The sequence below is a fragment of the Micromonospora sp. NPDC005161 genome (assembly GCF_053599855.1).
The window spans coordinates 84,975-97,451 of record NZ_JBSFYQ010000007.1 but is presented as its reverse complement, the minus strand read 5'-3'; the positions used below and the strand labels follow the sequence as shown (position 1 = coordinate 97,451).

The following is a 12,477-nucleotide window of genomic DNA, read 5'->3' as shown; positions in this document are numbered from 1 at the left end:
CGCCGCAGTGGCTGACCCCCGGCGGGCTTGTGGCTGGCCCCGGCGGGCGTACAGACAGCGCCGCCCCCGGCCGGGTGGCCGGGGGCGGCGCTGGTGTCGGTGTGCAGGTCGCCTCTCGGCGAGTGGCACTACGCGGCTCCAGCCGGACGGTATTCCGCGAAGGCTATTTGGGTGAGGCCCGGGGACACTGGACACACCGACACCTCAGTCAACGGGCCGACCCCCGGAACTGTTCCGTCCACCGCCGTGTCCGTCGTCACAGCCCCCTGGTGGGTCAGGCGGGGGTCGGCAGGGTGGCCCGGCGGGCCCGGACGGCGGTGGCCAGGTGGTCGAGCACCTCGGCGGTGTCGTCCCAGCCGAGGCAGGCGTCGGTGACCGAGCGGCCGTACACCAGCTCCCGGGTGGGGTCGAGGTCCTGCCGGCCGGGCAGCAGGAACGACTCCAGCATCACGCCGGTGATCCCGCGCTGGCCGTCGGCCAGTTGGGCGGCCACGTCCGCGGCGACCAGCGGCTGGTTGCGGTGGTCCTTGCCGCTGTTGGCGTGGCTGGCGTCGATCACCAGACGCTCCGGCAGCCCGGCCGCGCGGAGCAGGTCCAGCGCACCGGCCACCGACTCCGCGTCGTAGTTGGGCCGGCCGCCCCCGCCACGCAGCACCAGGTGCCCGTCGGTGTTACCCCGGGTGTGCATGATCGCCGGGGTGCCGGAGAAGTCGATGCCGGGGAAGACGTGCGGAACGCCGGCCGCGCGGATCGCGTCCACGGCGGTGCCGATGCTGCCGTCCGGGCGGTTCTTCATGCCGATCGGCATGGACAGGCCGGAGGCGAGCTGCCGGTGCACCTGGCTCTCCACCGTGCGGGCACCGATCGCGCCCCAGGCCACCGTGTCGGCGATGTACTGCGGCGTGATCGGGTCGAGGAACTCGCAGCCCACCGGCAGCCCGAGGCGCAGTACGTCGAGCAGCAGCGCCCGGGCCCGCCGCAGGCCGGTGTTGACGTCCCCGCTGCCGTCCAGCCCCGGGTCGTTGATCAGCCCCTTCCAGCCCACCGTGGAACGCGGCTTTTCGAAGTAGACCCGCATGACGATCAGCAGGTCGTCGGCGAGCCGGTCGGCGGCGGTCCGCAGCCGCTGCGCGTAGTCGAGGGCCGCAGCCGGGTCGTGCACCGAGCACGGGCCGACCACCACCAGCAGGCGGTCGTCCTCGCGGTCCAGGACCCGACCCACCGCGCGTCGGCCGGTCAGCACGGCCGAGGCGAGCGGGGCGTCCAGGGGCAGCTCGTGGTGCAGCAGCGCGGGCGTGGTCAGCGGCACGACACGGTCGATCCGCTGATCGCTGACCCGATCGGTCTCCGGGGTCGTCACGGTGGGCATCCTTCCGCCGACCGTGCCCGGGGCCGGTGCCCGGGACGAGCCGGCTGCTCGTACGCAAAAGGGCAGGAGCGACAGCTCCTGCCCAGCCGGCTCGGTACGTGGTGACGTCAGATCATGGTGAAGTCACCGGCGTGCGAGCCGGCTGCCTAAACCATCGATACGAAAGCGTCACGACGTCAGCGTACCCGACGGAGAGCGGGACCCGCACAACCAAGCGGCGGAACACCGCGTGCCGGGGCCGGGGTCGGGGTAACAGGGGTGCCATGACTGACGAGCAGAGCGACCAGGACCGGGTGGAGTCCCGCGCGCACCTCCTGCCCGAGGAGGCGGCGGTCGGCAGCGACGACCCGGAGGCGCAGGCCGACGCCATCCTCACCGAGTCGGACATCCGCGAGGAGGACCAGAACGCTGCGCCCGACACCGTGCTGGAGCGCCGCACCTCGGATCAGACGGTGGTCGCGTCCGAGCCGCCGGACTGAACGCTCGCTCCGCGCCCCCGGCGTGAGCCCCGGTAGGTCTGCTCCCGCAGCCAGGCCAGCGGGCCGGCCGCAACCCCGGCCCGCTCGCCGACCGACCGCACGTCACCTTTCCGCCCGCGAGATCGGATAGCGTCGTGCCATGCCCGACAGCGGTTACCCCTGGCCCATTGAGACGTCCCGACTGGACAACGGCCTGCGCGTGGTGGTGAGCGAGGACCGCACCGCCCCGGCGGTGGCCGTCAACCTCTGGTACGACGTCGGCTCCCGGCACGAGCCGGCTGGGCAGACCGGCTTCGCCCACCTCTTCGAGCACCTGATGTTCGAGGGCTCGGTGAACGTGGCGAAGACCGAGCACATGAAGCTGATCCAGGGCTCCGGTGGTTCGCTCAACGCCACCACCAACCCGGACCGGACCAACTACTTCGAGACGGTCCCGGCCGAGCACCTGGAGCTGGCGCTCTGGCTGGAGGCCGACCGGATGGGCGGCCTGGTCCCCGCGCTCACCCAGGAGACCCTGGACAACCAGCGTGACGTGGTGAAGAACGAGCGCCGGCAGCGCTACGAGAACGTCCCGTACGGCGACGCCTGGCTGCGGCTGCTGCCGCTGCTCTACCCGCCGGGTCACCCGTACCATCACGCGACGATCGGCTCGATGGCCGACCTCAACGCCGCCGACCTCGCCACCTTCCAGGCGTTCCACCAGACGTACTACGCGCCGAACAACGCCGTGCTCACCGTGGTCGGCGACGCCGAGGCCACCGAGGTGTTCGCGCTGGCTGACAAGTACTTCGGCGCGCTGCCCGCGCGCGACGACATCCCGCAGGCCCCGGACGGTCGGACCGTCCCGGCGACCGGGCGGCCGGCCGTGGAGAAGGTGACCGCCGACGTGCCGGCCCCCCGCGTGTACGTCGCGCACCGCGGCTACCCGTTCGGCAGCCCGGGGTACGACGTGCTCACCGTGCTCGCCACCGTGCTCGGCAGTGGTCGTGGCAGCCGGCTCTACCAGCGTCTCGCCGACGGTGAGCGGATCGCCCAGCCGGACCTGGTCGGCGCGTACGGGGTGGACCTGGCGCACGCCCCGGCGCCGCTTATCGCCACCGCCACCGCCCGCCCCGGAGTCAGCGCCGAGCGGCTGGCCGAGGGGCTGACCGCGGTCGTCGACGAGCTGGCCACCGTGCCGGTGACCGCGGCCGAGCTGGACCGCGCCAAGGCGTTGCTGAGCACCGCGTGGTGGCGTCAGATGTCGACAGTGGACGGCCGCGCGGACACGCTCGGCCGGTACGCCACCCAGTTCGGTGACCCGGCCCGGGCCGCCGACCGGCTGCCCGCCTGGCTCGCGGTGACCGCCGAGCAGATCGCCGAGGCGGCCGTCGACGTGCTCGGCGCGGCCGACCGGGCGACCCTGACCTACCTGCCCGAGGAGACCGCATGACGCTGATCGTCGACCGTCCCGGCCCGGGCGCCGCCCGCCCGTACCGGTTCCCGCCGGTGGTTCGCCGCGCCGTGGCCGGTGGTCAGGTGGTCGCCGCGCACCTGCCCGGGCAGAACCTCGCCGTGGCGCTGCTGCTGCTCGACGCCGGCGCCGGTCGGGAGCCGACCGGCAAGGAGGGGCTGGGCGGGGTGCTGGCCAAGGCATTGGAGGAGGGCACCGCACAGCGGGACGCGACCGCGTACGCGCTGGCCATCGAGGCGCTCGGCACCGAGCTGGTGACCGGGCTGGACTGGGACTCGTTCCAGGTCAGCGTCCAGGTGCCGGTCGACCGGTTGACCGCCGCGGTGCAGCTGCTCGCCGAGGCCGTGCGGACGCCCCGACTCGACCCGGCCGACGTCCGGCGGGTCCGCGACGACGAGGCCAACGCGCTGCGGATGGACTGGGCGAACCCGGGCCCGCGCGCCGACGCCGCGTTGCGCGCCGACCTGTTCGGCGCGCAGAACCGGTGGGGGCGCCCGATGTACGGCGACCCGGAGTCGGTGGCCGGGCTGGACGTCGAGGACGTGACCGTCTTCCACTCCGAGTGGTTCCTGCGGCCGGGCACCCTGGTCGTCGCCGGTGACCTGGACCGGATCGACCTGGACGCGCTGGCCGCCGCGGTGTTCGCCGGCACCGGCGGGGGCCCGGCCGACCGGGGCGGCCCGATCGAGGTGCCGGTGCGCACCGGGCGGCGGATCATCCTGGTGGACCGTCCGGGCTCGGTGCAGTCCACGCTGCGGCTGGGCCACCCGGCGCCGCACCGGGCGCATCCCGACCATGTGCCGATGACGCTCGCCGGCACGGTCCTCGGCGGGGCGTTCACCTCCCGGCTCAACCACCTGATCCGCGAGGTGCACGGCTACACGTACGGCATTCGGGGTGACTTCGCCTCGTCCCGCCGGTTCGGCCGGTTCGCGGTCAGCTCCGGGGTGCAGACTGCGGTGACCGCGCCGGCCCTGGTCGAGGCGGTGGGGGAGATCACCCGTACCCAGGTCGGTGGGGTGACCGAGGACGAGCTGGCGGTGGCCCGCTCCTGGCGGGCCGGGCAGCTCTCGGTCGAGTTGCAGAGCCCCCGGGCGATCGCCTCCGCGCTGACCACGCTGGTGGTGCACGACCTGCCGGACGACTACCACGCCCGGCTGCGCGAGAAGTTGCTCGCCGCCGACGTGGACCAGGTCTCCGCGGCTGCCGCGACCCACCTGCACCCGGACGCGTTGACCCTGGTCATCGAGGGCGACGCCGCCCTCATCCGGGACGATCTCACCGCCGCCGCCCTGGGCGAGATGATCACCCACCTCTGACCGCAGGTGGGAGTGAGGGTGCGGGTGGGTGTGATGCGGGACCCGGGGGGTGGGAAAGGGCTCCCGGTTGTGGGGGCGAGCTGGGTAGCCTCGCGGGCATGAGGATCGGCATTGTGGGGGCCACCGGCCAGGTCGGTGGCGTGATGCGGCGGGTGCTGGCGGAGCGGGAGTTCCCGGCGGAGCAGGTGCGGTTGTTCGCCTCGGCGCGGTCCGCCGGGCGTACGCTGCCGTGGCGAGACGGCGAGGTGACCGTCGAGGACGCCGCGACCGCGGACTACTCCGGGCTGGACGTCGTGCTCTTCTCGGCCGGTAAGGGCACCTCGCTCGAGCTGGCCCCCCGGGTCGCCGAGGCCGGCGCCGTGGTGATCGACAACTCCTCGGCGTTCCGGATGGACCCCCTGGTGCCGCTGGTGGTCGCCGAGGTCAACCCGCACGCCGCCGCCGATCGGCCGAAGGGCATCATCGCCAACCCCAACTGCACCACGATGGCCGCGATGCCGGTGCTGCGTCCGCTGCACGCCGAAGCCGGTCTGGTCGGTCTGGTGGTCTCGACCTACCAGGCGGTCTCCGGCGCGGGGCTGGCCGGCGTCGCCGAGCTGGACGAGCAGGTCCGCAAGGTCGCCGAGCACGCCTCGGGGCTCGCCTTCGACGGGTCGGCCGTGGAGTTCCCCGCGCCGCGCTCGTTCGCCGAGCCGATCGCCTTCAACGTGCTCCCGCTGGCCGGCTCGATCGTCGACGACGGCTCGTTCGAGACCGACGAGGAGCAGAAGCTCCGCAACGAGAGCCGCAAGATCCTGGAGATCCCCGACCTGAAGGTCTCCGGCACGTGCGTCCGGGTGCCGGTCTTCACGGGCCACTCGCTCCAGATCAACGCCCGGTTCGCCCGGCCGCTCACCCCGCAGCGGACCCACGAACTGCTCGAAAGCGCGCCCGGGGTCGCGTTGACCGCCGTGCCGACGCCGTTGCAGGCGGCCGGGCAGGACCCAACCTACGTGGGCCGGATCCGCGCCGACGAGACCGTCGAGTACGGCCTCGCGCTGTTCTGCTCCAACGACAACCTCCGCAAGGGCGCCGCGCTCAACGCCGTGCAGATCGCCGAGTTGGTCGCCGCCGAGCGTCGCTGACCGTCGCCGTTACGTCATGCCCCCGCCGGCTTCCGGCGGGGGCCTCGGTGTGCGTGGGCCGTGGCTCGGCGGGCACGGCAGCCCTCCGGTCGTGCTTGGATGGACGAAGCCGACTCTGCCACCTGGAGGATGCCGTGCCGGATGACCGGACCCAGCAGGCGTTGACCGACCTGATCGGCGGCCGCTCGATGGGCGTGCTCGCGACGATCAAGCGGGACGGGCGGCCCCAGCTGTCCACTGTGATCTACTCCTTCGACCGCGAGGCGGGGCTGATCCGGGTTTCCGTCACCGACGGTCGGGCCAAGACCGCCAACCTGCGCCGCGACCCGCGAGCCAGCTTCCACGTGGGCAGCGAGGACGGCTGGGCGTACGCGGTGGTCGAGGGCCGCGCCGAGCTGACCCCGCCGGCCACCGAACCGGGCGACGCCACCGTCGAGGAACTGGTGGGGCTCTACCGGTCGCTACGCGGCGAACACCCGGACTGGGACGACTACCGCCAGGCCATGGTCGCCGAGGGGCGGCTGGTGCTGCGCCTGCACGTCGAGCGCATCTACGGCATGCCGCCCCGCGGCTGACGGGCCGTCCACTCCCCGGTCAGCCCGGGTCGATCACGGTCACGCCGGGCCAGCGCTGCGCCGGCCGGTGCCGGGCCAGCCGCTGGCGGGACCGCGCGATGTCCACCCGGGCGGGATTGTGCCGCCACACCCCGCCCAGAAGATCGGTCAGGCCGTACGGGGCGCAGACGACCAACCTGTCGGCCCGGTCCAGCCGGACCGCCACGGCGGTGGCGTACTCCGGCCAGGTGGCGACCGCCTCGGCCACGCTGCGATACGGAGCGATCGGGGCGCCGCCGAACTTCGCCGCGTACCAGGTGTGCACCGCCGCCTGGTTGCGGGCCTGCCAGGGCGGCTCGGGCCAGGCCGCCGTCAGACGGGCAGTCGCCCGGTCGTCGGCCTCCCGGCTCAGCTCGATCGGGTCGAAGAACACCACGTCCACGTCCCGGACCGTCGCCGGGTCGAACCCGTCGCCGTACCGCTCACCCCAGACGAGGTCGCGCAGGGCGCCCGCGCCGATCCAGGCGTCCGGCAGGCCGGAGTCACGCACCACGACCAGTGCGCGGGTCAGCCATCCGCTGCCGGCGACCAGTGCGCGCAGCTCATGCTCGCCCGTCATCACCCGCCCACCGTAGGCAGCGAAGCGCGGCCCCGCCGCCCCGCCGTCGGGGTCGCGCCGGTATGGCGCGCAACTGGCCGCCGCCTCGCCTCGCCCCGCGCCGCCCCGCCCCGCGCCGCCCCGCCCCGCCGGGCTGCTGCCTCGCCGGATCATCTCGGTATCGCCGATACCGGGCCATCCGGAGGCCCGGGACACTACGACATCGCTGACATCGAGTCGACCACCGCGGAGGCGAGGTGGTCAGCGAGCGGTATACCTCAGAGGCATATTTATGCCTCACAGGTATATCGCTCACAACAGCGACCGCCCCCGAGAAGGGCGCACCGGGCCGCGTCCACCTACCGGGACCGTGTGGGGCCCGCCGTGCCGCGCGTAGGGATCGACTCAACTTCCCGGAAGTCGGGCTGTCCCGGCCACCCGGATAGCCCGACCTCCAGGAAGTCGAGTTCGATCAAGCGCGCTGAGCTGGGTCGCGCCGCGCCGGCCGCGTCGGGACCGTTGCCCGGCGGGTAGCACGCGTTACCCCGCCCCGGACGGCGGGTAGACGGGCCGTGCCGACACCGAGAGGGGAGCACCATGACAACGGTCGGAGAGTTCATGACGACCCGGTTGGTGACGATGGACGGCAACGACACACTCATCGCGGCCGCGCAGGAGATGCGGGACAGCGCGATCGGTGACGTGGTGGTGACCGACGGCGACAGCGTGGTCGGGATCGTCACGGACCGGGACATCACGGTCCGGGGTGTCGCGGAGAACATGGACCCGGGCTCGACCCGGCTGAACCAGATCACCACCCGCGATGTGGTCACGGTGAGCCAGTACGACGACGCCGTTGCCGCCGCGGATCTGATGCGCACCTACGCCGTACGCCGGTTGCCGGTGATCGACGACGGGCGCCTGGTCGGCCTCGTCTCGATGGGCGACCTCGCGGTCGAGCGCGAACCGCAGTCGGTGCTGGCGGACATCAGCGCCGACGATCCGAACAACTGACCCGTCCGCCGCGGGCGCGCGCCGGCTCTCCCTCCGGGGAGGGCCGGCGTTGCGCTGGCCGGCGCACGCCACCCGGTCAGGTGGGCTCGACCCGGACCTGCACATCGGCGGCGGCGCGAGCGGCGGCGACCGTGGCCGCCTCGGCGTCGACCTCCCGCCGGACCCGGGCGGGCAGCGCCGAGAACGGGCTGACGGTCAGCTCCAGCCGCCCCTTTCCAGCCTGCCGCGCCCGCCAGGTGCCGGCGATCTCGCCATCCAACAGCAGCGCACCCGGATTGCCGATCGCCCGCCACAGCTGCCGCTGGTGCTCCTTCGCGGGCACCAGCAGGTCACGGTCGCGGCCGGCGAGGAAGGGGTCTCCCGGTGGCAGCAGCCGCACCAGGCGGGGCGCCGGGGCCCCGGTCAACGCGTCGAGCGCCTCGGCCGGCAGCCACACGGCCCGGCCGTCGACCAGCACCTCAACCAGGCCGGCCGGCCAGACCCGGCGCAGCTCCGCGGCGGCGGTGCCGAGGAAGCCGGCCGCGTCGGCCGGGGCGGCCGGGCCGAGCAGTCGCAGGTAGGTCGTGACCAGCTCGGCGGTGTGCGCCGCGGCGGCGGGTGGGCCGGACCAGTCGGGCAGCGGGGCGAGCCGGGCGGCCCGGCCGGCGACCACCAGGCGCACCCCGCCGGCGAGCCCGGCCTGCTGAAACACCGACCCCGAGATGTGCCGCGCCTGGCACGCCCGGCAGTCGTAGGTCAGCTCGGCGGGCACCCGCTCGGAGACCGCCCGGCTGACCACGCCGCGCTCCAGCTCGGTGGTGACCACCGCCTGGAAAGCCTCGGCGGTGGCCCGGAACGCAGCCAGCCCGAGCTTGGCCCCCGCACCGATCTGCCCGGGGATCCGGCGGGTGGCGTCGGCGTCGCTGAGCGGCCAGAGCGCCGCAGCCAGGGCCGGCAGCTCGGCACGCCGGTGCAGGTGCGGTGCCCCGCGCATCGACCACACCAGCTCCAGCCGGTCGTCCGGCTCGGTCGCGCCGCGCGCCGCCAGCGCCTGCCGGGCCGAGCCGAGCCGTACGGCGTGTCCTGAACGCCCAGGGACAGCACCGCCAGGTCGCCGGGACGCCTGCCGCCGGAGCGGTCGAGCTGCTGGGCCGCGATTCGGTACGCGAGGACCTGCCGCCGGTCGACCCGCGGCGCCTGCCCCGTCATGAGCCCCTCCGTCACGGACGTCCCAGCGCTTCCACCGTTCTGCCCGGCACGCTACCCCGCCGGTCCGACACCTCCCGGCGGCTCACCCGATCCGGGCGAGGTTGACCGGAGAACCGGCGGGGACCCGTGCGGGGACGTGCAACGCCGGTCCTGCGCGCCACGCGAGCGCGGCGGGGATCCCGGGCGGGCGCAACTGGGGGAGGAGTGGACCCGATGGTGGACGCGACCACGAGGTTCTTCGAGGAGCTTGACCGGCGGGGGTACGAGCCCCGGCTGGCGAAGACCTCCGGGACACTGCGCATCGACCTGCACGAGGGGGCGCAGACCCGGCACTGGCTGCTGAGTATCGACCACGGCAGGCTGAACGTGAGTCAGGAGGACCGGGAGGCCGACACGGTCATCGGGACCAGCCCGGCCCTCTTCGACGACATCGCCACGGGCCGCGAGCACGGCCTGGCCGCCCTGTTGCGGGGGGACATGACGGTGGTGGGTGACGCCCGCCTGGTGGTGCAGGTGGAGCGGATCTTCCCGGGTTCCCCGGACTCGGTCGGGCCGCGCCACCGATTCGCCGGGGAGGTGCACTGATGGGACAGAGCAACACGATCCGGATCCTGGACGGCAACACCTTCGTCGTCTGCGAGGACACCGGCGACATCGAGGCGACACCGAGCGAGCCGACGGGGCTGTTCTCCATCGACACCCGGTTCCTGTCCACCTGGGTGCTGACCGTGAACGGCGAGCGGCTCAACTCGCTCTCCTTCGACGACCTCCAGTACTTCGAATCGCGGTTCTTCCTGGTGCCGGGGATGGCCACGCACTACATCGACGCGAAGTTGTCGATCATCCGGGAGCGGGCGGTCGGCGGCAGCTTCCGGGAGCAGATCACCATCCTCAACCACGACGAGAAGCCGGTGGACCTGGAGATCCGGATGGAGGCGGCGTCGGACTTCGCCGACCTCTTCCAGGTCAAGGACGAGATCCTGAACAAGAAGGGCGAGATCTACACCGAGGTCGAGGCGGACCGGATGCGGTTGGGCTACCGCCGGGGCAACTTCCGGCGGGAAACAATCATCTCCTCGTCCGTGCCGGCCCGCTACGACAGCAAGGGGTTCGCGTACACCGTCCACCTGGAACCGAGCGAGCAGTGGAACACCGCGATCGACGTCCAGACACACGCGGTCGGGCCCGGCGACCGGGACCTGCGGATCGGGCTGCGGGTGCACGGCGGCGAGCGGCTCGCCCTCCAGCACGACCTGGAGCAGTGGATCGCGGGCGCGCCCAAGGTCAACAGTGAGCACGGCCGGATCTCCAGCACGTACCAGCGCAGCCTGATCGACCTGGCGGCGCTGCGCTTCTCGCCGTTGTCGCTCGGCGGCGCCACCCTGCCGGCCGCCGGCCTGCCTTGGTTCATGACCATGTTCGGCCGGGACAGCATTCTCACCTGCCTGCAGACGCTGCCGTTCACCCCGCAACTGTCGAAGACGACCCTGCGGATCCTGGCCGCTCTCCAGGGCAGCCGGTTCGACGACTTCCGCGACGAGGACCCCGGGAGGATCCTGCACGAGATGCGCTACGGCGAGACCGCCGCCTTCGAGGAGCAGCCACACTCGCCGTACTACGGCTCCGTGGACGCGACGCCGCTGTTCGTCGTGCTGCTCGACGAGTACGAGCGGTGGACCGGGGACGTCGCGCTGGTCAAGGAGTTGGAGCAGGAGTCCCGGGCGGCGCTGAGATGGATCGACGGCTACGCCGACCTGGTCGGCAACGGCTACATCTGGTACGAGCGGCGCAACACCGACACCGGCCTGGAGAACCAGTGCTGGAAGGACTCCTGGGACTCGATCTCCTACTCCAACGGCACCCTGCCGCCGTTCCCCCGGGCCACCTGCGAGGTGCAGGGGTACGCGTACGACGCGAAGATCCGCGCGGCCCGGCTGGCGCGGGAGTTCTGGGGTGACCCGGAGTTCGCCGACCAGTTGGAGCGGGAGGCGGCGGCGCTGAAGGAGCGGTTCAACCGGGACTTCTGGGTGGCCGACGGCGAGTACTACGCGCTGGCCGTGGACCCGGACGGCCGCCAGTGCGACGTCCTCAGCTCGAACATCGGCCACCTGCTGTGGAGCGGGATTGTCGATCCCGACCGGGCGGAGAAGCTCGCGCAGCACCTGGTGGGGCCGCGCCTCTTCACCGGGTGGGGGGTGCGGACGCTGGCCGAGGGGGAGGCACGGTACAACCCGATCGGCTACCACAACGGCACGATCTGGCCGTTCGACAACTCCTTCATCGCCTGGGGTCTGCGTCGGTACGGCTTCGCCGAGGAGGCTGCCACGATCGCCAGCGGCATCCTGGACGCGGCGACCTACTTCGACGGGCGGTTGCCGGAGGCGTTCGGCGGCTACCCGCGGGAGCTGACGAAGTTCCCGGTGGAGTACCCGACGGCGTGCAGCCCGCAGGCGTGGTCGACCGGTACGCCGCTGCTGCTGCTGCGCACCATGCTCGGTCTGGAGCCACACGAGGGTCACCTGGCGGTCGATCCACGGCTGCCGAGGGGAATGGGCCGCATCGAGGTGCTGGACATCCCGGGCCGCTGGGGGCGGGTGGACGCGTTCGCCCGGGGCCGAATCGACCTCCACGAGCTCTCCGACTGACCCACCGCTCCCGGGCCGGCCCGCGCATCGGGGCCGGCCCGGGCGGTCGGTGCGGTCAGCCGGGCGGCAGCACGGTGTCCAGGAAGGTGGCGGCCACCGCCCGCAGGTCCGGCCGGTCCAGTTCGAGCGCGTGGCCACCGTGTGTCACCCAGCTGTGCACCGGGTGCCCGGCGGCGAGCAACGCACCGGTGAACCGGACGGTCTGGCTCACCGGGACCGAACGATCGGCTGTGCCGTGCACGAGCAGCACCGGCACCCGGTTGCCGACGTGGGTGCCGACGGTGGCGTCGACGGTGGCCGGGTCGCCGGTGGCGGGCTGGTGGCCGAGCAGGTCGACCCACGGATCGTTGCCGGCGCGCAGCCGTATCCATTCGGGGTCGAGCGGGTCCACGGCCGGCCAGTACGCCAGCACCCCGGCCACGTCGTCCGGACGGTCGATGCCGCGCAGACCCGCCTGAAGGGCGAGCGTGGCCCCGGCCGAGTCGCCTCCCACCAGCAGCGGCCGGCCGTCGTCGCGGGCGCGACGGGCCTCCTCGCGTACGTCGGCCAACTGGGCCGGCCAGTGCGCCTCGTGCACCAGCCGGTAGCTGGCCTGCACCACCCGCAGCCCGTGCACGGCCAGAGCCGCGCCGTCCTCGCTCGCCCGCCCGCGCCAGCCACCGCCATGGATCCAGAGCAGCACCGCTCGTTCCGTCATCCCGCCATCCTGCGACCAGGTCCGACGCGCGGCCAAG

Annotated in this window: 12 protein-coding genes; 8 read left to right on the top strand and 4 right to left on the bottom strand. The window is 73.1% G+C overall.

The genetic code is table 11. The features are described from left to right. Positions 1-274: 274 nt before the first annotated feature. Positions 275-1,369 carry a 3-deoxy-7-phosphoheptulonate synthase gene (locus ACWD5O_RS09355; RefSeq protein ID WP_354963926.1) on the bottom strand — a complete coding sequence of 365 codons (1,095 nt, stop codon included), beginning with the start codon at positions 1,367-1,369 and terminating at the stop codon, positions 275-277. Positions 1,370-1,632: 263 nt separating this feature from the next. Between ACWD5O_RS09355 and ACWD5O_RS09350 the strand changes: the two genes are divergently transcribed. From ACWD5O_RS09350 to ACWD5O_RS09330, 5 genes are all read left to right on the top strand, one after another. After that, entirely contained in the window at positions 1,633-1,848 is a 216-nt protein-coding gene (locus ACWD5O_RS09350; protein ID WP_354963927.1) for a hypothetical protein, read from the top strand. 139 nt (positions 1,849-1,987) lie between these two features. After that, positions 1,988-3,280 carry a M16 family metallopeptidase gene (locus ACWD5O_RS09345; RefSeq protein WP_354963928.1) on the top strand — a complete coding sequence of 431 codons (1,293 nt, stop codon included), beginning with the start codon at positions 1,988-1,990 and terminating at the stop codon, positions 3,278-3,280. Then, the gene (locus tag ACWD5O_RS09340) at positions 3,277-4,620 is read left to right on the top strand and encodes a M16 family metallopeptidase (protein WP_354963929.1); all 1,344 of its coding nucleotides are present in this window, start codon (positions 3,277-3,279) and stop codon (positions 4,618-4,620) included. Before ACWD5O_RS09345 ends, ACWD5O_RS09340 begins: the two co-directional genes overlap by 4 nt. A 98-nt stretch (positions 4,621-4,718) precedes the next feature. After that, the gene (locus tag ACWD5O_RS09335; protein ID WP_354963930.1) at positions 4,719-5,744 is read left to right on the top strand and encodes an aspartate-semialdehyde dehydrogenase; all 1,026 of its coding nucleotides are present in this window, start codon (positions 4,719-4,721) and stop codon (positions 5,742-5,744) included. Positions 5,745-5,878: 134 nt separating this feature from the next. Next, positions 5,879-6,319 (top strand): PPOX class F420-dependent oxidoreductase, encoded by a 441-nt coding sequence (locus tag ACWD5O_RS09330; RefSeq protein ID WP_354963931.1) that lies wholly within the window; start codon positions 5,879-5,881, stop codon positions 6,317-6,319. Between the two features lie 19 nt (positions 6,320-6,338). Here the strand turns inward: ACWD5O_RS09330 and ACWD5O_RS09325 are convergent, their stop codons facing one another. Continuing rightward, complete coding sequence (locus tag ACWD5O_RS09325) at positions 6,339-6,917, bottom strand: nucleotidyltransferase family protein (RefSeq protein ID WP_387326135.1); 579 nt, start codon at positions 6,915-6,917, stop codon at positions 6,339-6,341. Positions 6,918-7,493: 576 nt separating this feature from the next. Between ACWD5O_RS09325 and ACWD5O_RS09320 the strand changes: the two genes are divergently transcribed. Further along, positions 7,494-7,910 (top strand): CBS domain-containing protein, encoded by a 417-nt coding sequence (locus ACWD5O_RS09320; protein ID WP_074313909.1) that lies wholly within the window; start codon positions 7,494-7,496, stop codon positions 7,908-7,910. 76 nt (positions 7,911-7,986) lie between these two features. Here the strand turns inward: ACWD5O_RS09320 and ACWD5O_RS09315 are convergent, their stop codons facing one another. Then, positions 7,987-8,883, bottom strand: a complete 897-nt coding sequence (locus ACWD5O_RS09315; RefSeq protein WP_450084992.1) for a DNA glycosylase AlkZ-like family protein — start codon at positions 8,881-8,883, stop codon at positions 7,987-7,989. A gap of 428 nt (positions 8,884-9,311) precedes the next feature. Here ACWD5O_RS09315 and ACWD5O_RS09310 point away from each other — a divergent pair, with 428 nt between their 5' ends. Both ACWD5O_RS09310 and ACWD5O_RS09305 read left to right on the top strand, forming a co-directional pair. Beyond that, a complete protein-coding gene (locus ACWD5O_RS09310; RefSeq protein ID WP_354963934.1) occupies positions 9,312-9,683 on the top strand; it encodes an SCP2 sterol-binding domain-containing protein in 372 nt (123 codons plus the stop codon). After that, complete coding sequence (locus tag ACWD5O_RS09305) at positions 9,683-11,743, top strand: amylo-alpha-1,6-glucosidase (protein ID WP_354963935.1); 2,061 nt, start codon at positions 9,683-9,685, stop codon at positions 11,741-11,743. The genes ACWD5O_RS09310 and ACWD5O_RS09305 overlap by 1 nt, the downstream gene beginning before the upstream one ends. Before the next feature lie 55 nt (positions 11,744-11,798). Here the strand turns inward: ACWD5O_RS09305 and ACWD5O_RS09300 are convergent, their stop codons facing one another. Beyond that, complete coding sequence (locus ACWD5O_RS09300; protein WP_354963936.1) at positions 11,799-12,440, bottom strand: alpha/beta hydrolase; 642 nt, start codon at positions 12,438-12,440, stop codon at positions 11,799-11,801. Positions 12,441-12,477 lie beyond the last annotated feature (37 nt).